This is a genomic window from Coleofasciculus sp. LEGE 07092 (assembly GCF_015207375.1).
In the GTDB taxonomy this organism is placed as follows: Bacteria; Cyanobacteriota; Cyanobacteriia; order Cyanobacteriales; family Coleofasciculaceae; genus LEGE-07092.
The window spans coordinates 67,884-88,103 of record NZ_JADEWY010000004.1 but is presented as its reverse complement, the minus strand read 5'-3'; the positions used below and the strand labels follow the sequence as shown (position 1 = coordinate 88,103).

Sequence of the window (20,220 nt, the reverse complement as noted above, 5' to 3'; positions counted from 1 at the left end):
TCTCAATATCTCCCCCGTCTCCCCCTCTCAATATCTCTAGTTTTTGCTTTACTCCTTCTAGTCAGTTATTTAACAGGATGTAGCGACCGACCCACCGACGCTCAGTTAGAAGCTCTACGCCAAGAGGCAGTTGCTCTGAATGCCATGATGGTTGGCACCCAGGTGGCGACTAAGGATCAGACCGAGTGGGAACTAGTCATTGATGGGCAAACAGCTACTGGCAAATCCGTGCGCTTGAGTTGGTCAGAACTCGAAGCCTTAGCAACAACATTAGTTCAGACCAAAGACCCGAATAATACGAGTACACCCGATGGCGTTTTTAACTTTCGGGGTATTGCTGTCTCAAAATTGCTTGATCGCTTCGGAGTTGCTCCTGATGTTCAGGAGGTAACGTTTGTTGCCTACGACGGTTATCGCTCAACCGTTAGCCTTGCAGATCTGCGTCAATATCCAATTACTATTGCCCTAGAGCGCGATCGCCAAAAGATTTCCCGCAGCGAAGGCGGTCCCTTGTACTTAGTGTTTCCCAATACAGAATTTCCGCAACTCGAACCCAAATATCCCGATCGCTTCTGGGTGTTTTACGTCACCGATATGATAATTGGCACCGAACCAATCCAGCTAAAAGTCGGCGATCACTCTTTCGATGCTGCTACTCTCCAAAAACTACCACAAGTTAGTTTAGAAGAAAACGTCGGCTACCGAATCGGTTGGCCTGTTGGTGATGTCAAGCTTCATGGAGTACTGATGCAGGACGTTTTAGCGGCTGCCGGAGTCACAGTTCCCTCAAACGGTGCTGTCATCGTGCGCGGAAAGCCACCAATCTACCGCGATCCTACTAATCCTATTCGCTTAAAGGGATCTGATATCGAAAATTGCAATATTCTGCTAGCAACTCATTGGGGTGATGACAGGAAACCCATTCCAGCCAACATGGGTGGTCCTGTCACCTTAGCACTCTCTGACACCTGTGAGACTCATCTCGACGACCGACGCTGGATGACCTTTGTAGAAGAACTTGAAATTGCAAATTAATACCAAGTTGCTTTCAAAACGTAATGAGAAAAATTCCCACTCCCCACTCCAAAATTCCTAATTGAATGAAAGTCGTTTTATTTCGCTCTATCCGCACTCGGATTGTAACCGTCACCACTCTATTAATTGTGGCGATTGTTGGTGCCGTGGTGTGGAGTTGGGCGAAAAACGAGAGTCAAGTTTACCGCGACCAAAAGCGGCGGGAAGCTCAGACCCTAGCGGTAGCGCTATCCAATGCCTGGACGAACGAACTGATCGATCAGAATTGGAGTCAAATCCGCGTAGGTCTAAATTCCTTACTCCAAAATAACCCAGAATTTATCTACATTCTGGTTTCAGATACCCGTTTGTCCAATCAGATTGTCGCTGCCGTGCCTGATGATTTTCAGGAGCAGTACTTTCCCGACATAGTAGCCGTTAAAGATACAAAATCGGCGTTACAGATTTATAATGACACCCGGATTGCGGAAACATTTCTGCTGCGAGACATTGAATTTCCCAAAGGTAAACAGAGGGCACATCGTGGCGAACCCATCATTGAAGTGGCATCAGATATGCGCAATCTTGCCGATAAAAAAATGGGTACGCTGCGGATTGGCATTTCCATGCGGCAAGTCAACCATGCTGTGAGAAATGCCGTGCAAAAAGCTTTATTCGTGGGGACTCTGGGGCTTGGTTTTGGTGTGGTTGGTGCCTACATCCTGGCGCGACAGTTAAGCTATCCTTTACAGCGCTTACAGGAGAGTGCTACTAAAATTGCGGCTGGAGATTGGCACCATCGCGCTGATGTTAAGCTTGCCGACGAAATTGGAGCCTTAGCAACCGCTTTTAATGAGATGTCTGCCACCTTACAAGCATCCTTTAACCGACTTCAGAAAACCCTAGAATCTTTTGAACGTTTCGTACCGGAAAAATTTCTGAATGTTATTGCCTCAGACGGTATAGAGAATATTCAGGTGGGTGTCGCTTCTACTCGCCTAATGACTATTTTGTTTGCCGATATTCGTGGCTATACCTCGATGTCGGAACAGATGACGCCGTTAGAAACCTTTGCGCTGCTTAATGATTATTTGGCTTGTATGGGGCAAGTCATTAACAATTCAGGTGGCTTCATCGATAAATATATCGGCGATGCAATTATGGCACTATTCGATGACAAAATGACAGGCAATGCTCTGCACGCAGCACTTGCAATGCAACAGGCACTTAAAGAATTTAATGCAGAGCGTTTGAACCAAGGTCAACCGATTATCAAAATTGGCATCGGCATTCATCGCGGTGAGGTGGTTATGGGAACAATTGGTTTTACTTCTCGGATTGAGTCTACAGTAATTGGAGATGCTGTGAATGTTGCAGCACGAGTGGAAGGTCTGACTCGGAAGTACGATTGTGGTATTTTAGTTACGGCGTCCGTTGTCACCGCACTAGAATATCCCAGAGCTTTTGATCTGCGCTTGGTTGATGAGTTGGTCAAAGTTAAGGGCAAGAGTGAACCTGTAGCGATTTATCACTTGTTATAGCAAGAAGACAGGTAAGATGCCTGTCCTACGGGATAGGAGATAATTTATGTTTGATTAATCATAAAGCGCCCTCATGATTCAACGCGATCGCACTACATTATCGGCATCCAGCCCTCCAAAAATCCGTTTGTTTCTCGATACCGCCGACATAACCCAATGGCAAACTTGGCTGCCAACCAGTCTATTTTACGGGGTAACGACTAATCCACTTTTGTTAGAACGGGCGCAGGTGACTTGTTCCGTTGAGCAGTTGAAGGAGTTAGCCCGACAAGCGTTTAAGTTAGGGGCGAAAGAAGTTCAGCTTCAGACATGGGGAACCTCGGTTGATGCATTGGTAAGTACGGGCAAGCTGTTAGCGGCAATTAGCGATCGCATTGTTGTGAAGGTGCCAGTTACTCAACTTGGGACGGAAGCCGCTTCTCGGTTGATAAGTCAAGGGATTCGGATTACGCTCACAGGTGTCTACGCCATTCACCAAGTTCTGATTGCCGCTGCTTTAGGTGCAGATTACGCCGCTCCCTACCTGGGTAGAATTAGTGATTTGGGGCGCAATGGGCGTGAGGATTTAGTGGCTATGCAGCGAGCAATGACAGGTGTTGATAGTACTACTCGTATTTTAGTTGCTAGTATTCGTAGTGTGGATGATATTGCGTTTCTGACAACTCAAGGATTGAATACGTTTACATTTTCACCTGCGATCGCTTCCGCATTTTTTGAGGTGACTGCCACCAAGCAAGCGGCGACTGATTTTGAAGAAGCGGCGCGTCGGATGGGAGGATAAGGAGACAAAGAGATTTTTAAGGTGTTACTCATCTCCCCTGCACCCCCTGCTCCCCTATCTCACTTTGAACGAACTATGGCGCGAGGCGATCAAATTTACGCTTATCGAGAATTTCTCAACCTACAAGGGGTTTACGAGCATCATGGCATTGACTGTGGAGACGGCACAGTTATCCACTATCGCAAACCCAGTGAAACGATTGAGCGCACCTCCCTAGATACATTTGCCAGAGGGGGAAAAATTTATATCAAGCGTTTCCCAACCTCATTTATTCCCGATGTGGTAGTTCACCGCGCCGGGAGTCGATTGGGTGAACGGAAATACAACTTGCTTTACAATAACTGCGAACACTTTGCGACTTGGTGCAAAACTGGGGTTAATGAAAGCCAGCAAATTAGGAATTTTATTCCGCTGATCAGCCAGATGAATACTGATAACTTGTATAATCCGATTAAACAAGCGCTTCAGGAAACAGATCCGAACAAGGCAAACCAGTTATTGAGTAAAGCATTAGCTGATATTAAGGTTGTTTGGGATAACCTCCAACCCCAGTATAATCAGGATGTGCGTGAGATAAGTATTTGGCAAACAGTAGCGATTAAAGCACTGAAACAAAAGCGGGAAGACTTGGCGCGTGCCGCGTTGATGCGGAAGAAAAATTATGAGAAAACGGCGAAAGAAAAGAAAGAGAAGTTAGATCATTTAGCTAAGATGACTGAAACTCTCATTCAGAACCGGATGAATTTGAAATAAATTTTGCCAATCGAGATATTTTCAAAATTGCATGGGTACGACTTTTCAGATTTTAGGTAGGGTGGGCAAAATTTATAAAGCTGAAATGCTTATACTATTGTTAGTTATTTTGCCCACTTTACGATATCTTGAGGTTCATTGTCAGGGCTGCAAAGTTTAAGCTTAGTAAAAGGACACCACAACAGCTAGAGTACTGCTTCACCTCGACGGTACAGTTCGTTCGCAAAATCAGTCCACATCCCCTGTCCCCAATACCGGAAACAGCTTGTTTGCAGTAACAAATTATACAGCAAAGCTTGTTGATAGTCAGGTTGCTTCGTAACTGAGGGGTCTTGCTGCACTAATGGATCATACTTTAGGTGAAATGCGGCGCTGAGTTTCTTCATGGGACCCAAAACATTTTCGTAGCCTTTGACCCAACTTAAATCATTAGTCCAAGAAGCCCCGTCCATGTGGAAATTGTGGTCAGTTTCTTTTAATTGTGCGATCGCGTTTTCCACGGCTTCCGGTGTAGCATTATCTGGGTCAACTTGCTGCCAAATCTTATGTTGACCTACAGCTTGACAAGTGGGATAGTCGTCAGGATTAATCCCTGCGGCTTCAATCAGTTCTAAATATTCAGTGCCGTTCATTGGCACAATACCTGTCTTCCCCCCACCTTGTTCGCGGATTTCATTGTAAATGCGGAAGAAATCGCGGGGAAATTCATTCATCATCACACCGCCGTTTTCGCCATCGGCAATTTGAGTGACTACCGAGGGAACCGTTACATTCCCAATTTGTTGCTTCCCTCGCCCTTTTGCCTCAAAATAAGGCTGCATCTGCGCCACTAACTTCGTATCTGAACCCTGAGTTTTAATCAATGCGGTGATACTAATCGTTTCACCGTGGGAATTGCGGGCAACTAAACGGTTTGGGATATATTTCTGGTCGTGTTGCAGCCCTGAGCCATCCAGGTTTTCGACGGAATGTTCTTGCACCATTAACCAGCGATAGCCGCATTCTTTCAGGGCTTTGATGTATTCGTATAGGGTATCGGGGTGATTGGGCAGGTGCATTTCTGGGGGCGAAAAGCCTTTAACCCGCTTCAGGGCATCATAACCAAAAATGGCAGCAAAGTAATGTTGCCACGCTTGGATGTGGAGTTTAAGGTCGGGAATTGGGGTTGAAGGGACAACAGCATGACTCCACATCGTCCCCAGCCATTCTACATAGGGTTGATACTGAGGATCGCAGGTGATACGCTTGAGATTATTGAGGATATCCTCTCGCCCCATTTGCTGCAATCCCCAGAGTAAATTGCCGGAATAGTCCAGCATGATTCGAGGATTGCAACCTTCGGAAACTAATTGGGGAATAAACTCTCCCATGCGCGAATAGCACCAGGCAAAGGGTTCGGCATTGTGGTTATCCCCTTCCTGGGAATGCTCAAACATATACTGGAGATGGCTGATCGGTTCGCCATTCGCACCCGCCGGGACGGTGGGTTGATGCATATGGAGGGCACAGGCAAATCCGGCGGTGATGTCTTCTAGGCGGAGATTCGTTGTGGGCAAAAATACGGGTTCATTGTGGTTTACTACCGAACTAATTTCTGCTTCCCAACCGCAAATATTAGGCAAACCAGACTTAATTTCTTCTAATACAGATAGGTTGGCAGATGGGGCTTGTGCAGTCATAGGACTTTCCTTGTAAATTAGCGATCGCGCCTCAATCAGCAGGCGTTTTTACCCGAATATGCAGAAAGTAGGCGACAACCTGGACATCCTGTACAGTAGGACAGGCACGGGCAGTTTCATCTCTCCGCTAAGATTGCGAAAATAATCCCCCACTTCAATAGCATAGGTTAATCCGCTTGCATTTCGCAGATTTGGACGATAGGGAGTACCATAGTCGTGTGTTATAACCTTCTCCACACCCGATTATCTAAACCGACAAGTCCTTGCACCTCTGGCAGCTTAAAGTAAGGGAATATCACATACCCCAACGACTAACCTCTAGGTGCAATAATCTGGGGGTAAGGGATGTCAAAAAATAAGTAAAATGAAACGGATTAGCGTACTTGCTCTCTCCTTAAGTCTGTGGGGATGGGGATATGAAGTTGCGATAGCTGCCCAACCCAGTCTGGGTAGTTCTTTTAGAGAGTGGTGTCTCCAGCGAACCGACTTATCAGCTTCTTCAAGAAAAACAGTCGAGGTACTTTTAAAAAAAGCAGGTACAAGTAATTGTTCTCAAGCTGATGAAATTCTGTCGAGTCTGACTGAGCTTAACCTGAACTTTAACCAAATAACAGATGTTAGTCCTCTCTCATCTCTTTCCAATCTGACTGAGCTTAACCTGGGCGGTAACCAAATAACAGATGTCAGTCCTCTGTCTGGACTTACCAACCTGACTGAGCTTGAACTTAAAAACAATCCCATCGCACAGCCAACTTGCCCAGTCAGTCCTTCCAATGTTTGCTTTTTTTGAGGGAACGCTCTTTTAAAAAGCGTATTTACCGTCCTATCACAGCGTCTCAGATTTATGAGGCTATCCGTTAGCCCATGAAACTTTATACAACATGATGTGAGCGCCAGGGGCTGGTAAAAGCGATCGCGACGAAATTGCGTTTTTACTTCCGTCGTGTTCACGATTATAAATAGTCAAAATCAGAGTGCGATAAATAACAATCCCTGATAGGGATTATGGAGGATTGCGACTTCCGTACCTAACCAATTCCATTCCTGTTCCAGCACCAACTACCAACAAATTGGCAGTTTTGGGTAAGTGCGATCGCAAACAAGCTAATGCCATCTCATGCATGGCTTCATAACCCGGGAGAACCTTCCGTTTTTAAACGGGAGAGTCTCAGTTTAATGGTGTCTACCGACTAAGATCGATTGGATTTCCAGCGATCGCCTGCTCTCACTTCATCAAAACTTTACAAAAAGGGGGTTACACCCCTCACCCCTAAGCGCTATACTTGTGTTTAGTAGATGCACCCTGATGATCGGGAGAGTCGCCTCAAGTGGCTCTCTTCTTTATTTTTTGTAGTACGAGATAATCGGCTCACTCAGATTAGGATATTCACTAGGGGAATTAGCTCCTCTATGTCAATTCTGGTCGTGTACACGACCTGTCTTCCTTTAAGACCCTTTAAATCTTCATAATGTTTTTGAATTCCCGATACTCCAGTAGCCCTTAATGCGGCTAAAAAAGATTTATCGCTATAAACCTCATCAGAAAACGAAATTTCGTAGCTTCTCGATACGCTTTGAATGCGTGCTGCTTTATTGACTACTGAGCCAAAATAATCGAGACGATCATTGAGATTAACCAGCACAGCAGAGCCGCGATGTATTCCAAACTTGACCTGGATTTGTTCGGACTCCGGGCGATTTTTGTTGTAATTTCTAAACTCTAACAAAGCATCTGCCGCTGCTTCCATGGCTTGTGCATTGCTTAAAAAAGAAGCCATTACCGCATCACCAATGGTTTTGACTACAGTTCCCCCATGCTGTTCAATTGCCTGAAATAAAATTTCAAAATGGTCACGCACGATATTATAAGCTTTAGCATCTCCTAGGGTTTCATACATCCAAGTTGAACCCGTAATATCGGTAAACATAATAGTAACAGAGCGAACTTTCATTCGTTCTCGACTTGATAAAACTTGCTCACCAAATAGGCATTTATAATCGGGAAAATGAAGAAGTTGAAGACCGCTAAGACGGGGAGGAAGTTGCTCTAAGGTCAGCTCATCGGGTAACTCGTCAATATGCATAATCATGCCAGATAACGAGTGACCAATATTGGTGAGTTCAACTCTGACTTTGCCAGGACAGACAGTTAGCTGGCTTTTATCAAAGTGCTTGCCTTCCAATTGTTTGATGCAAAGTTCCTGAAGTTCCTCCGTCTCTTCCCCCTCTACCACCAAAATTCCTTTTGCACAGGTGAGAGGGCAGCAGTAGCGATATCTCCCTTTTTCCAAGATGACGGTAGCGGAGTCAGTTTCATTGAGCGGAGTAACTAGTTGAAATTTAGCTTTTAATATAGGCGGGGGAGCGCATACAGGAGAAATTTTTGGATCTTCAATTTCTTTATTGAGGGAGAACGTTACTTCAACACGCTCTAAGAAATCGATCTCAAAGCTACGGGCACACATCTGGCAAAATGAGAGTGCTGAGGCATTTCCTAAGTTATTAAATTCAGCGGTAATCATATTGCAATGAGGGCAGTGAACGTCCCAGTGCAAATCAAAGACTCCTGCCTTGACGCCATATAATAATTCTGAGATAATTTTTTCCACATTGCAATCGGAATCTTCTGCAATATAATAAGGATTTATTCGAAGTCTTTGGAGAAGAGTTGATTGAAATAACCACTTTTTAATGGCATCAATCGTGACGAGATTTGCACCAGTTCTTTTTTTCAAATCTTCGAGTCTTTGTCTTAACATTTTACTCGTCATTGGAATTTTAATTTATAACTTGATGCTATGGAATTTCTCCTATCTGTTTTATAACCCGTATCAGATATTGCCGCGCGGCAACTTGGAATTTATAGCTGAGTTAGATGTCCCTGAATTTTATCAACTAATGTAACAAGCCGTTTAGAGTAAGAAATCAGCTATTTGGAGTATTCCCCTAGAGTAACTCCGAGTTGGAAGATGTCGGGAAGTGGCGGAAAGCCGTCAAGGGAAGGGCGGAGCTTGAAACCCATCGATTTCGGTCATTTCGGACAGATCTAGGAATTCATCAAGCGATCGCTCCTACTTTATTTTCCAAGGTATATCCCTATTCTGTCACTTTCCGGATATTCTGAATAAAGGAAGAAAAAAAGAAAACCCTGAAAGGTAAGTAGAGCAATGGATGTAGAATTACAAATCCGGAAACATTTGGCAAGAGATGATCAGCCAACAGTTGCGATCATGGCATAGGATTCATTCCAGAAAACTCTAGATTCTTTACCTGTCTTGGGATTGGCGGTTGGTCGATATAAAGTGAGAGTGTAGCGTATCGTGAAGAGTACCGTTGATAGTGGGGATGGATGTCGCCTCACTTAAAACCGCTCTGGGAATTTCTAAGAGAAGCCAGCGCTGTACCTCCTAGAAGTCAGCGTCTGGAGTGCATCACAAGGGTTTATTGATCCTGATGAGCGGTTAATCATTAGTTAAACTGCCTCATCAACAATTAAGCCAGCCGTCTGAAATAGTTTTGGTAAGTCCAGAATACCCATCTTTTTTTTATCATAGGATGCTGCCCCTTGTATATATTTATCCTTCATTAAATAGGTAGCCGTGGGTACTGCCTTTATCTCTAGGGAATTTAGTAAAAACATCGCATCCCGAATCGTTTCTACCATTACCCCAGCCACTATACCCTCAATCTCGACAACCATCGCCTTAGAACTAGCAGTCATGGCTGTTACTGGTAAATTCAATAAACCGCGAATATCAACTAGGGTAAGAATCTCGCCTCGTAAGTTCATGTTTCCGATGATGTGGGGTGGACAGCAAGGAATAGGCGTCACTTGACGGATATCGGTAAACTCTCGCACCACGGCTAAATCAATACCCAATAAATTATCATTTAAAATAATTACTGCGAGAGGTTTTAAACTCAAATCTTGGCTATCTACCGAGAGCTTTAGGTTATCAGAGCGTTGTTGAAAAATTACTTGTTCTTCGAGAGTGAAGTTAGAAAAATATACAGGGTTTTGGTCTAAAGATATAAATTGTTGTGTTTCTATCGTCGGCAGCCAATTCTCTGGACTACTGAAGATTAAAATATCTCCGGCGCGTCGGGTAAACTGAGCGATATGTTTATTGTCCTCAACTCCTGCTAAATTTAGATTAGTAGAAAGCTCGGGAGTACTATCTTCTGAATCTATAATTTTTACTTCGTAAACTTCATTCACGATAATACCAACTCGAAATTGTTCTCCCCTTAAAACTATAACACTATCGGTTAAGCGATAGTCAGATACTTGATTGCCAAAGGTGAGGTTTAGATCTACAACAGGAACTCTATCTCCCCGAAGATTAACAGCACCAACGATTTCAGGCGGAGCTTCGGGACAATGTATCAGCTCTGGGAGCAAAAAAATTTCTTCAACGTAAGCTGGTTGGATACCATAAAGGTAGGTATTTAAGCCGAATACTAGATAGGAATTATCTTTCATAGGGAGTCAGGGTTAATTGCGTTTAAAGAAGATTCCAGTTGCAAAATGAGTTCAGCCGCCGTCAGATTACCCAGTTTCGGTAGTTTAGTATCTGCAGGTAATTGCTTAAGGAGATTAAGGGCAGATTGCTGCATTTTAAGATTGTTTTTTTCTAGGTCACGTTCGAGAGTAGTACGATTCATATCTAGGGATAAGTTTTCTTCTAGATAACCTGTGAGATTATTGGGGAAAGAAACCTGATACGGATAACCTAAACTATCTTCCCGACGTTGATAAACTAGTGATTCTGGAAAAACATTTGTCTGAAACTGGTTTAATGTTTGACCATAAAGTTCAGAATGACCTGTTAGCAGATATCCTAAAGGTTGCAGGGCGTGGTAAAATTTATCTAAAACTTGGGCTATAGCTGGGGGTTCAAAGTAGATAAAAACGTTACGGCAAAGAATTAAGTCAAAATCTTGCAAGTCAGAGCTAGGATGGGGAAATGGATCGTTGACTAAATTTAAAATTTGAAATTTAACAAATGGCTTAATTTGTGGAGCAATGTGATAGTAGTCATTGATGATTTGAAAATATCGCTGCTTTATTAATTTATCAACATTCCTAAATGACCAAGCTCTATAAGTTCCAATCTTCGCTTTTTGTAATGCTTCTTTATTGATATCTAGACCTAAAACTAATAAATTCCATTGTTCTAGATTGGGTAGTATTTCCTTGAGGAGAATAGCGAGAGAGTAGGGTTCTTCTCCAGTCGAGCATCCTGCGCTACAGATACGGATAGTTTTGTTGGCTTGTTTGCGTTCAATTATATCAGGTAATATTTTAGATTGTAGTAGATAGAATTGCTCTTTATCTCGGAAAAAGTAACTTTCGAGATTGGTAAGCAGAACAACTAATTTTTGCCATTCTTGTTGGCTATCTAGGGTTTTGGAGTTCAACAACTGATAGTAATCTTCAGGAAATGCTACTTGAAGCGCTTTCATTCTTAAAAAAATGTTTTCGCTTAAAGCATCTCGATCGCGCTCCCTAATTTTTATGCCTGTCTGTTTGGCAATTAACTGAATAAATGCCTGTTTGAGTCCTGTACTTAAATCATCTATATTTGCCACGTTATAATACCCTTACTAATTTAAAGGGTCAGAAACTGTTTTTGTAATAGCTCCAGCAGCATTGGCGCGATCGCACTAATGGGTAACACCTCTTTGGCAGCTCCCAAATCAATCGCTTCTTTCGGCATTCCAAAGATTACTGATGTAGCTTCGTCTTGAGCGATAGTCACTCCACCCGCTTGAGCGATCGCTTGCATTCCTTGCGCTCCATCTCTACCCATACCCGTCAACAATATTCCCACGGTTGCTTTGCCATAAAACTGGGCAACAGACTCAAAGGTGACAGTAACAGAAGGGCGATGTCCGTCTAGGGGTTCTGAATCCGAGCAGACAAATCGCCCTTTCCCATCAACTTCTAAATGTCGGTGTTCCGGTGGAAAGTAAATTATTCCTGGTTTGGGCATCTCTCCGGGTTGAGCAATCTGAATAGGTAATTGGCAACTCGTCATTAGCCAATCTATTAATGCTTGTAAAAAACCCAGACAAATATGTTGTACACAAATCACGGGTATGGGAAAATCCAATGGAAGTTGAGAGAATAACTCTTGTAGAGCTATAGGTCCCCCTGTTGATGCGCCAACAACTATAATTTTGGGTTTTGGGTAGAACTTAGTCGTTACATTAAACCTATTTTTAGTCTTAGCTGGGGAAGAAATTTTACGGGTTTTCTTAAATACCTTTACCCCAGATAGAATTATAATTTTATCAATTAACTCTCGCTTAAATACTTCATTATCCGTTGTGAGTCCAGCAAGGGGTTTAGGACAAACCTCCACTGCACCCGCTTCTAAAACCTCAAAAACATGATGAGTATCCTCTTGCTGCACTGAAACACTCAGCACTAGAATCGGTCGAGGATAGTGTGTCATCACTTCAGAGGTAAACTCCAAACCATCCATCTGAGGCATATGTAAGTCTGTACAAATGACATCGGGCTGAATTTTGGGAATGAGTGTCAGTGCTTCTAAACCTGTATGAGCTTCTCCCACCACTTCGATTTGGGGGGATGAGTCGAGAATTCTTCTTAGAATTACTAGAGAAATTTTTGAATCTTCAACTAATAGGACTCGAATTGGCATAGATTATTGCTGGTAAGAGATTTTGTAACGGATGATTGAGTTGTTGGTGGTGGAGTTAAGGGTAATTAAACAAATCTCCCTAAAGTTTCTAAGAGAAAATCTTGATTAAATTTACCTTTAATGATATGAGCATCGGCTCCGGCTACGGCACTTCTTTGTTTATCTTCATCGGAATTGAGGGTAGTGACTAGAATAATAGGTAAATCCTGATAATCTGGATGTTGGCGAATTTTTGCAGTCATTGATAACCCGTCTAGATGGGGCATTTCGACATCAGAAATCACGGCATCAAAGTTACGGGTTTGGAGTTTGTTATAGCCATCTAATCCGTTAATGGCTATCACCACTTCATACCCTGCTTTTTCTAATAGTCGTTTTTCTTGGGTGCGAACAGGGAGGGAGTCTTCGACTAAGAGAATCAGAGGTTTGTGCTGAATCGTTACGATGGGTTTGACGGAAATAGTTGTGGGGGTTTGCTTTTGTAAGGATTTGATTAAATCAGGAGGGTTGAGGATGGTGCAAACGTCTCCGGTGGGTAGAATTGTTGCTCCCATGACATTCCGTACCCGCTTTAATAATTGACTTTGAGGTTTGAGCGCTAGCTCTTGCGTATCGAAGAGACGATCAACCAATAATCCGGCATAGTCTTCTCCTACCTTGAGCAGGATACAAGGTCGCCAATCGCTCGTTTGTGGCTCTATTTTAGCGGTAAAAGCATAAGCAGGGGAGTTGGAAAGTTCTAGCAAATCGACTAAATTTGATAGTGGAACAGCTTTACCATCCCAATCAATACTCTCTCGACCGTCAATGGTAAAAATTTGCTCTGGGGAAACTAGTAAGCTCGTTTCTACAAATTCAATGGGTAGAGCCTGGATAATACCTTCAACTTCTAGCATTAGTGCATTAATAGTTGCTAAGGTGGTACGGAGTTGGATGCGGAAACTACTTCCTTGATTGGGAGTGGAGGCGATTGTAATCGTGCCTTTGAGTCGTTCGATGTGAGTGCGTACCACATCCAAGCCAATCCCTCTACCAGAAATTTCAGTAATAAAGCTTCGAGTTGAAAACCCAGGAGCAAAGATTAGCTCGTAAATCTGGCTGGGTGTCATAGCGTCTAGCTCTTCTTTTTGGTAAAGCTTGCGCCGGATAGCTGTTTGTTTTATCTTTTCTACGTCTAATCCCCGTCCATCATCTGCCACTTCAATGACAATAGTATTGCCACTTTGATAGCCCCTTAACCAAATCGTGGCGGTGGCAGGTTTGCCCCGTTGTTCTCGCTCATCGGGAGTCTCAATACCATGATCGATCGCATTGCGAATCAGATGCATCAAGGAATCTTTGATTTCTTCAAGAATGCGTTTGTCAGCGGCTGTTTCTCCACCTTCAATAACGAATTCCACTTGTTTAGATTGCTGTCTGGCTAAATCCCGCACCATTCGGGGGAAAAACTGAAACACCGTGGAGAGGGGTAGCAGCCGCAGGGTGCGAATTTTGTCTCGCAAGTCTCCAGCAATCAGATCGAGATTACTGCTATTTTCTTGGGCTGCACTTCTCAGGGCGTTGATTATTTCGTCGAGACGCTCTTGGTGTGGATTAATGCCTACTGACGAAGGAGCACGGGATTTCCGTTTCTCAAACCCTTTCCACTCTTGCCATAAACTGACGAGTTCCTCAATTTCAGTAGTAGCGTGAGTAATATGAATTTTAGTAACGTTTAACTCCTCAGCTTGTGCCATTAACGCATCCAAATCGCGGGTTTGAACGCGAATGGTGTCAATGTGATAAGGTTCACCCGATATGTCTGGAGTGGCGGTGATAGGACTTTCTGTCGGCGAAACGGGTAAAGCCTCTGGAGTAGCTGGTGCAACAACAATTTCCATCAACTGTTCCACCACCCCAGGCGTATCCACTCCAACGAGTTGACCCGTTACGGCTTCTTGGATTAGTTTGGCAGTAGCATCTAATCCTTGATAAAGGCGATCGCTTACCTCTGGGGTTAAAACCGTCTGTTGGTGTTGGATGTTACCCAGAATTTCTTCAATTTGATGGATGATGGTTTCTACGTCGTCTACCCCTGCACTGCGAGAATCTCCCTTCAGGCTATGAGCTTCGCGCAGCAACTCCTCTAAGGTAGTTATATCTCCGGAATGCTTTTCTAAATGCAGTAAACCTGCTTCGAGTTTCTGTAACCGTTCTTCACTAGAAAGATGATAAACTTCTCGCAGTTCATCATCTTCGATATAGCTGGGTGCGAGTTGGGATGGGGCGTTTGGCTGTGGCGGGTTTGACGCCCAAAGTGCTTCCATCAATTGCTCGATTACCCCAGCAATATCTACCTGACTCGGTTCACCCGTAACGGCTTCTCGAACCAAAAGAGCGATCGCTTCCAATCCGTAATCGAGGCTTTCACTCACCAGGGGGGTAAAAGTAGCCTCTTGGGTTCTAATGTTCTCTAAAATCTCTTCAATCCCATGGGCGAGAGTTTCTACATCGTCTATCCCAACACTGCTAGAATCTCCTTTGAGTCCATGAACTTCTCGCCGCAACTCGTCTAAGGTTGTTTCATCATTGGGATACTGTTGCAGATGGCGTAAACCGATTTCCAGTTTCTGCAATCGTTCTTCACTAGAAAATTGATACAGAGTCCGGAGTTCTTCATCATCGATATACGTTGATGCAAGTTGAGACGTATTATCATTAATTTGGGCAATCGCAGTAGCTGTAGTAGATAGATTGCCATTATCAATAAAACGTTGGAAGGCAAACTCTTCCTTTGATTCGCCTTCAAGTTTTTGCTGTTCTGATTCGGAGACAGCATTTGTTAAGCGATCGAGTATTTCAACCGTATCCACCCCACTCGGTTCACCCGTCACGGCTTCCTGTACCAAACGGCTAATCGCATCTAAACCGTGATAGAGAAATTCGTTCACTTGCGGGGTATAAGCAGTTTGTTTGCGTTTGATGCATCCTAGAATCTCTTCGATTCGATAAGTCAGAACTTCTACAGTGTCTACACCTAAACTTCTGGAATCTCCTTTCAGACTATGGGCTTCTCGCAGCAACTGTTCTAAAGTTGCTTCCTCATCCGGGTATTCTTGGAAATGCCGCAAACCCATATCCAGTTTCTGCAAGCGTTCTTCGGCAGAAATTTTATACAGAGTCCGGAGTTCTTCGTCTTCTATCATCATGATTAGTTATTAGTCATTCATCATTAGTCATTCGTCATTAGTCATTAGTTATTGGCTTTCCAATTACAACCGAAGACTAAGGACTAAAACCGACAGACAAGAAACGAAGTAATAGGTGCATCCTGATGAGGTTAAAATTTATGATCCGTAGGGGGGCACCGACGTGCGCCCAACACCGATTACACCATCTGCTTGAGATCCAGAGCACTTTCGTTCAGTTGCTGAGTACCCACTTTGGTTTGATTGATACCATTTGCCGTTTCTTTTGCGCCCTTGTTAATGGTATCCATCGCTTGAACCACTTGTTGAATTGCATCCACTTGCTGCTTAAGGTTCAGGGAGATTTGTTGATTGTTTAACACCACTTTGTCAACGGCATCCGCCACCCCAGCGAAGGCTTCATTCGTTTTTTGAGCAACCTTAACCCCGGCTGTGACTGTTTTGGTTCCTTCATCTGTCACCATCACCGTTGAATTAATCGCACTCTGAATTTCAGAAACTAAAAGACCAATTTTGTCAGCCGATTGTTGACTTTGATCCGCTAATTTACGAATCTCATTAGCAACCACGGAAAAGCCTTTACCATGTTCTCCAGCACGAACCGCTTCAACGGATGAATTGAGCGCCAGCATATTCGTTTTATTTGCTAAGTCAGAAACGAGTTGGGAAATGCTGCCAATTTGATTAGCTTGCTCAGAAAGACGTACAATCTGTTCTGCGATCGCTCCTACTTTATCTTCCAAGGTATACATTCCATCCAAGGTTTCTCCCACCGCTTCGGTTCCACCTTCTGTAAGCTTCAGTGCTCGCTGTGCAGCGGTGACAGCCGCTTTAGCCTGTTCCGCCGACTGTCGGGAGGAGGCTTCTAATTCATCCATTGTGGTAGTGATTTCATTCACCGAGGTAGCTTGCTGACTGGCTACCCGTTCTTGCTCTTCTAAAGTTGTAGAAATCTCGCTTGAAGACGAGGCAAGGATATTGACTGTCTTCTTCAGCCTCAATTTAATATTTTGAGAGAGTTTCCAAATTGCAGCCAGGACAACCAGATTGGCGAAGAAAAGAATGATAGCTAGGTTTTTTGAGTTTTGTACGTGGCGTTTTGCAAAATCTTCTGCAGAAGATACCGTTGCATTGGTTAAATCCCAGTAATCTTCACTTTGTTTTATAATGCGCTCTTGATTTTGGTCGCTGGGGTTACTTCTCAAGTCTTTCAATGTAAGTTTTATTTTATCCCAGTCTTGTTCAATTTTTTGCATATTTGACTGGAAGTCTCGGTCTCTAACATTGACTAACTTAAGTTCTTCATCCCCATCAATTAATCCTTTAATGATTTGGTCTAATTCGGAAATTATACTGCCTGTATCTTGACTTGAGAGTTCTAGCTTCATTAATCGTTGAGTCTTGCCCCTAACAATTCCGGCATAATTTACAATCCTACTATCGCTACTCATACTGTCGATTTGGCGATAGATTGCAACTAAATTAAAAATAGCGAATACAGCCAGCATGATGATCGCAAGGCGCAATTGATTAATGACATTGTTCATTGCCAATACTTCTCCAATTTAGGTGCGTGATTTTACCTGTTGTAGCGATGAATCCCAGAAATCAATTCCATTTAGGATTATTCTTTCTCTGCCCCCCCTTCTCCTCCTGTTTTCTAAAAAAAGGGGGTAGTAGACGCGAATTTGATATCCAAAATAGTGTCCGTTAATCAAAACCCCGCCTGAGATTTCTTCTCCCCATTTAGGGAGACATCGAGAAAACCTAAGCGGAATTCAGAACGGATGAATATTGAAACTAAAAAAATAGATACCCTGGTGTATTCAATCCACAGGATGGCTGAACCAAGAGGACTGCCATTGCCAGTTTGCTTCTGTCCTCTTGCAAAACCTTTTAATGTGTCATATTTGTGTATGACAAGTATTACACCTTGTGTAAATGTTATTTCAATTGCTCGATATACGCAACAAATTCAAGCAAACTTTATCAATTATTTATAATTCTGTGCATAAAAAAATAAAATAGGCTTTAGAAACAGGAATTTCCCCTATCAAAAAGCCTTTCACGGGGCAGGCTTTCCGGTCTACCCCGCAATAACAATCTTTATAGTATGGATTTTGGGTTTGAAATAAAACGTCAGTTCCAGGAATTATCGCCCCCGGAATGGACTAACTTCCAAAACACCGTCTGGCTTAAACACAACTTGAAAATGAGCGAGGGGTTTAGTGGGAACAAAGCCACTTTCCTCACTGCCAATACCCGCCGCCTCCGGCTTGAGTAATTTCTCAAGAGGGGTTTCTTCAACATAATCCCAAGCCGGTTGATTCTGGGGTGCGTAGTCAGCAATGACCCCATCTTCCGTGACACCAACTCGGTAAACTAAAGGTCTTGGAGATAGGGGAGTTCCCTCCCAGCGATCGCTCAGTTCATCATAGATCTGAGCATTCAACTCTCTGATCGTAGCCGAATCAGTGATTTCTGGACCCAAACCCGGTTGTGCCGTATAACCCTGCCAAGGGCTGATTTGCAGAACACCGCCTCGGGTAAACACAACTCGAAACTGAGCAAGGGGTTCTCGACTAGCAGTACCCCCCTCAGCCGGAATATAGAGCAAGTCAGGTAGGGGCGTTCTCTGGGATTCCTCCATGGGCGTGTCATCGACGGACTTGTAGCCTACAACGGTTCCATCTCTAGCGACTCCAACCTGATACTCTAAGTTTTGGTTCACCTGCCCCCGGTTTTCCCAACCTTGACTGAGCTTTCTGTACAGGTTGCGTTTCAAATAATCCAATTCCGTTGGATCAGTGATTTCCTGAGCCGATGCTAGAGTCTTCTCCAATTCAGAGGCTGAGGGGGGTGTAGTTCTGGTTGTTGGACTTTCACCTTCGGAAGTCTGAGAATTCGTTTCCCTGCTATTGGGTTGGGGTTGGCGTACTTCTGGGATAGGTACAAGGAAAAATGCGATCGCGGCTAGTACCAAACTCGTCGTACCCAATGCTGCTGGTGCTGCCCGTTTGGTTACAGGTTGGTCGGCTTTGCGGTAGCGTCTAGAAACGGGTTGCAACCGCAAATTCAGATCAGGTAGAGTTCGCTGATCAGCCAGCAATTGGTCTATTGCCTCCACCAAGTCAAAGAGCTGGACTGTGGTTAAATCAATCTGTAGGGGTTTTCCTGGCTCTACCCCAGCCCGATACCCATCTGCTACCATCTCGCCACTAGCCCCCATCGGCAGCAACCCTTCCGCCGTCGGCAGCAGCGTCAATCGGTGCAAATTTTTATCTGGCATGGGGTGCAACTGCACGACTGAAGGCTTATCCCCCGCTGGTTTTGGGTGATGCACCTGACTTAAAAATTCTTGAGCATAGCGACTTACAACCTGCACTAAGCCTTCCAAAAAGTCACGTCCGCCGCTGAGGGGTTGCTTTTGACCTGCCAAATGGCACTCAGCGTTAACTAGAATGGTCATTAAAGGTCGAGTATCTATCTGAGAACCAACGGCTCCGGTTGCTTCACTCAAACCTTCTAAAATCAGCGTGCAGTTGGGCAGACTATACTGGCGTCGAATCGTCATTAGGTTACTTCTCCATCAAACAAGCTAGTCCAAAATCGCTGCATTCCACCTGTTCCCGTACAGAACAGCAGTTGACTCAATAGCGAGAGGGCTAGCTCATTTAACTTTTCGTCGGTGTTGTAAATAGAAACTTTTGCCCGTCGTGGGTTCATTCGGCTGCGGAAATGGGTACGGAACCGCTCTAGGTACTCAGACAAGCGAAAATGTTGTTCTACGGGGATCTGCTTCTCGCTAAGTTGTTCGTAAGCCAAAAGCAACTGCCGGATTAAAACGGTCATTCGTCGCGCCAGATAACTGGCAATCACCACTAACGCCTTGGCTTCCTCTAAGTGTAAAGGACGGCGCGTATGAGAGCGTCGTAAGGGATTGGTGCAGCGCAAACGCCACAGGACGACCCGATTTTTAATGATATCCTGGAGTTCCAATTCCTTAGCCATGTACAGCATCGCCTCAGAACCTCCTAGTTCCAAGGCTTCAATGGCAAGTAAAATCAGGTCAATCTGCTGCCGACTTCGTGACGGACACCCCCGATCTAAGATATCCAGGTCGGGTAAACTCTCTAAAATCATTGGTGTTGACTGGTTAGCAGGGGGACTGTTGGTCGGCATTACACTCACAGCAAGATTCATTCCAACGAGTAAGTTAGGGTAAACACATTTTTAAATAACAATTTCAAACAGGGTGATACCTATAGACTAGAGGACTTTTGACAATTGACATTTGTGCCAGGTTTGCGTCTATCTGAGTTCTATAAGGGTCTGTCATACTTTGTCAGAGCATATCACTGTAGTTCAGGATTTTTGGGAGTTTTACTGGCTCCCTTTTTGGCGTTGCTCCAGTTGTCTGAGGGGTGGGCGTTCCGAAACCCTGCCCCCATGCCTCATCTGCTTGGGGCGGGAAGGAATTGCGAATGGATTGACTTGACACTAGCATCCGGCGATCGCTGCCTGCCCTAATTTTTACAACTGTGACCTGTACCAGAATAATAAAAATAATCACCTTTGCTCTCCAGCCACAAG

At 44.1% G+C, this 20,220-nt stretch carries 16 protein-coding genes; 5 read left to right on the top strand and 11 right to left on the bottom strand.

Going from position 1 to position 20,220, the window contains the following annotated elements:
- The 4 genes from IQ257_RS02185 to IQ257_RS02170 form a co-directional block, all read left to right on the top strand.
- The coding region (locus IQ257_RS02185) for a molybdopterin-dependent oxidoreductase (RefSeq protein WP_228060345.1) at positions 1-1,035 on the top strand (1,035 nt) is incomplete at its 5' end.
- 65 nt (positions 1,036-1,100) lie between these two features.
- Positions 1,101-2,555: an adenylate/guanylate cyclase domain-containing protein gene (locus IQ257_RS02180; protein WP_193873255.1), complete on the top strand. Its 1,455-nt coding sequence runs from the start codon at positions 1,101-1,103 to the stop codon at positions 2,553-2,555.
- 73 nt (positions 2,556-2,628) lie between these two features.
- Positions 2,629-3,336, top strand: a complete 708-nt coding sequence (locus IQ257_RS02175; protein WP_193873254.1) for a transaldolase family protein — start codon at positions 2,629-2,631, stop codon at positions 3,334-3,336.
- Positions 3,337-3,411: 75 nt separating this feature from the next.
- Positions 3,412-4,089 carry a lecithin retinol acyltransferase family protein gene (locus tag IQ257_RS02170; protein WP_193873258.1) on the top strand — a complete coding sequence of 226 codons (678 nt, stop codon included), beginning with the start codon at positions 3,412-3,414 and terminating at the stop codon, positions 4,087-4,089.
- Between the two features lie 185 nt (positions 4,090-4,274).
- Here the strand turns inward: IQ257_RS02170 and IQ257_RS02165 are convergent, their stop codons facing one another.
- Positions 4,275-5,768 carry a glycosyl hydrolase family 57 gene (locus IQ257_RS02165; RefSeq protein ID WP_193873253.1) on the bottom strand — a complete coding sequence of 498 codons (1,494 nt, stop codon included), beginning with the start codon at positions 5,766-5,768 and terminating at the stop codon, positions 4,275-4,277.
- Between the two features lie 364 nt (positions 5,769-6,132).
- Here IQ257_RS02165 and IQ257_RS02160 point away from each other — a divergent pair, with 364 nt between their 5' ends.
- Positions 6,133-6,558 carry a leucine-rich repeat domain-containing protein gene (locus IQ257_RS02160; protein WP_193873252.1) on the top strand — a complete coding sequence of 142 codons (426 nt, stop codon included), beginning with the start codon at positions 6,133-6,135 and terminating at the stop codon, positions 6,556-6,558.
- Between the two features lie 583 nt (positions 6,559-7,141).
- Here IQ257_RS02160 and IQ257_RS02150 read toward each other — a convergent pair.
- The 10 genes from IQ257_RS02150 to IQ257_RS02105 all read right to left on the bottom strand — a co-directional run bounded on the left by IQ257_RS02150 (position 7,142) and on the right by IQ257_RS02105 (position 20,200).
- Positions 7,142-8,539, bottom strand: coding sequence for an adenylate/guanylate cyclase domain-containing protein (locus IQ257_RS02150; protein WP_193932907.1), 1,398 nt, complete (start codon positions 8,537-8,539; stop codon positions 7,142-7,144).
- Between the two features lie 440 nt (positions 8,540-8,979).
- Positions 8,980-9,129, bottom strand: coding sequence for a hypothetical protein (locus IQ257_RS02145; protein WP_193873250.1), 150 nt, complete (start codon positions 9,127-9,129; stop codon positions 8,980-8,982).
- Between the two features lie 111 nt (positions 9,130-9,240).
- Positions 9,241-10,251 (bottom strand): chemotaxis protein CheW, encoded by a 1,011-nt coding sequence (locus tag IQ257_RS02140; RefSeq protein ID WP_193873249.1) that lies wholly within the window; start codon positions 10,249-10,251, stop codon positions 9,241-9,243.
- Entirely contained in the window at positions 10,248-11,360 is a 1,113-nt protein-coding gene (locus IQ257_RS02135) for a CheR family methyltransferase (protein ID WP_193873248.1), read from the bottom strand. Before IQ257_RS02135 ends, IQ257_RS02140 begins: the two co-directional genes overlap by 4 nt.
- 20 nt (positions 11,361-11,380) lie before the next feature.
- Entirely contained in the window at positions 11,381-12,439 is a 1,059-nt protein-coding gene (gene cheB, locus IQ257_RS02130; protein ID WP_193873247.1) for a chemotaxis-specific protein-glutamate methyltransferase CheB, read from the bottom strand.
- Positions 12,440-12,504: 65 nt separating this feature from the next.
- Positions 12,505-15,627: an Hpt domain-containing protein gene (locus IQ257_RS02125; RefSeq protein WP_322744138.1), complete on the bottom strand. Its 3,123-nt coding sequence runs from the start codon at positions 15,625-15,627 to the stop codon at positions 12,505-12,507.
- 179 nt (positions 15,628-15,806) lie between these two features.
- The gene (locus tag IQ257_RS02120) at positions 15,807-17,174 is read right to left on the bottom strand and encodes a methyl-accepting chemotaxis protein (RefSeq protein WP_193873246.1); all 1,368 of its coding nucleotides are present in this window, start codon (positions 17,172-17,174) and stop codon (positions 15,807-15,809) included.
- 605 nt (positions 17,175-17,779) lie between these two features.
- Positions 17,780-19,201 carry a DUF4335 domain-containing protein gene (locus IQ257_RS02115; RefSeq protein WP_193873245.1) on the bottom strand — a complete coding sequence of 474 codons (1,422 nt, stop codon included), beginning with the start codon at positions 19,199-19,201 and terminating at the stop codon, positions 17,780-17,782.
- A complete protein-coding gene (locus IQ257_RS02110; RefSeq protein WP_193873244.1) occupies positions 19,201-19,830 on the bottom strand; it encodes a DUF3038 domain-containing protein in 630 nt (209 codons plus the stop codon). The genes IQ257_RS02115 and IQ257_RS02110 overlap by 1 nt, the downstream gene beginning before the upstream one ends.
- A gap of 142 nt (positions 19,831-19,972) precedes the next feature.
- Positions 19,973-20,200 carry a hypothetical protein gene (locus IQ257_RS02105; RefSeq protein WP_193873243.1) on the bottom strand — a complete coding sequence of 76 codons (228 nt, stop codon included), beginning with the start codon at positions 20,198-20,200 and terminating at the stop codon, positions 19,973-19,975.
- Positions 20,201-20,220 lie beyond the last annotated feature (20 nt).

What these genes read in the sequence shown, in the direction of transcription:
- IQ257_RS02180 (WP_193873255.1), top strand. Translation starts at nt 1,101, where the DNA reads ATGAAAGTCGTTTTATTTCGCTCTATCCGCACTCGGATTGTAACCGTC.
- IQ257_RS02175 (WP_193873254.1), top strand. Translation starts at nt 2,629, where the DNA reads ATGATTCAACGCGATCGCACTACATTATCGGCATCCAGCCCTCCAAAA.
- IQ257_RS02170 (WP_193873258.1), top strand. Translation starts at nt 3,412, where the DNA reads ATGGCGCGAGGCGATCAAATTTACGCTTATCGAGAATTTCTCAACCTA.
- IQ257_RS02165 (WP_193873253.1), bottom strand. Translation starts at nt 5,768, where the DNA reads ATGACTGCACAAGCCCCATCTGCCAACCTATCTGTATTAGAAGAAATT.
- IQ257_RS02160 (WP_193873252.1), top strand. Translation starts at nt 6,133, where the DNA reads ATGAAACGGATTAGCGTACTTGCTCTCTCCTTAAGTCTGTGGGGATGG.
- IQ257_RS02150 (WP_193932907.1), bottom strand. Translation starts at nt 8,539, where the DNA reads ATGACGAGTAAAATGTTAAGACAAAGACTCGAAGATTTGAAAAAAAGA.
- IQ257_RS02140 (WP_193873249.1), bottom strand. Translation starts at nt 10,251, where the DNA reads ATGAAAGATAATTCCTATCTAGTATTCGGCTTAAATACCTACCTTTAT.
- cheB (WP_193873247.1), bottom strand. Translation starts at nt 12,439, where the DNA reads ATGCCAATTCGAGTCCTATTAGTTGAAGATTCAAAAATTTCTCTAGTA.
- IQ257_RS02125 (WP_322744138.1), bottom strand. Translation starts at nt 15,627, where the DNA reads ATGATGATAGAAGACGAAGAACTCCGGACTCTGTATAAAATTTCTGCC.
- IQ257_RS02120 (WP_193873246.1), bottom strand. Translation starts at nt 17,174, where the DNA reads ATGAACAATGTCATTAATCAATTGCGCCTTGCGATCATCATGCTGGCT.
- IQ257_RS02115 (WP_193873245.1), bottom strand. Translation starts at nt 19,201, where the DNA reads ATGACGATTCGACGCCAGTATAGTCTGCCCAACTGCACGCTGATTTTA.
- IQ257_RS02110 (WP_193873244.1), bottom strand. Translation starts at nt 19,830, where the DNA reads ATGAATCTTGCTGTGAGTGTAATGCCGACCAACAGTCCCCCTGCTAAC.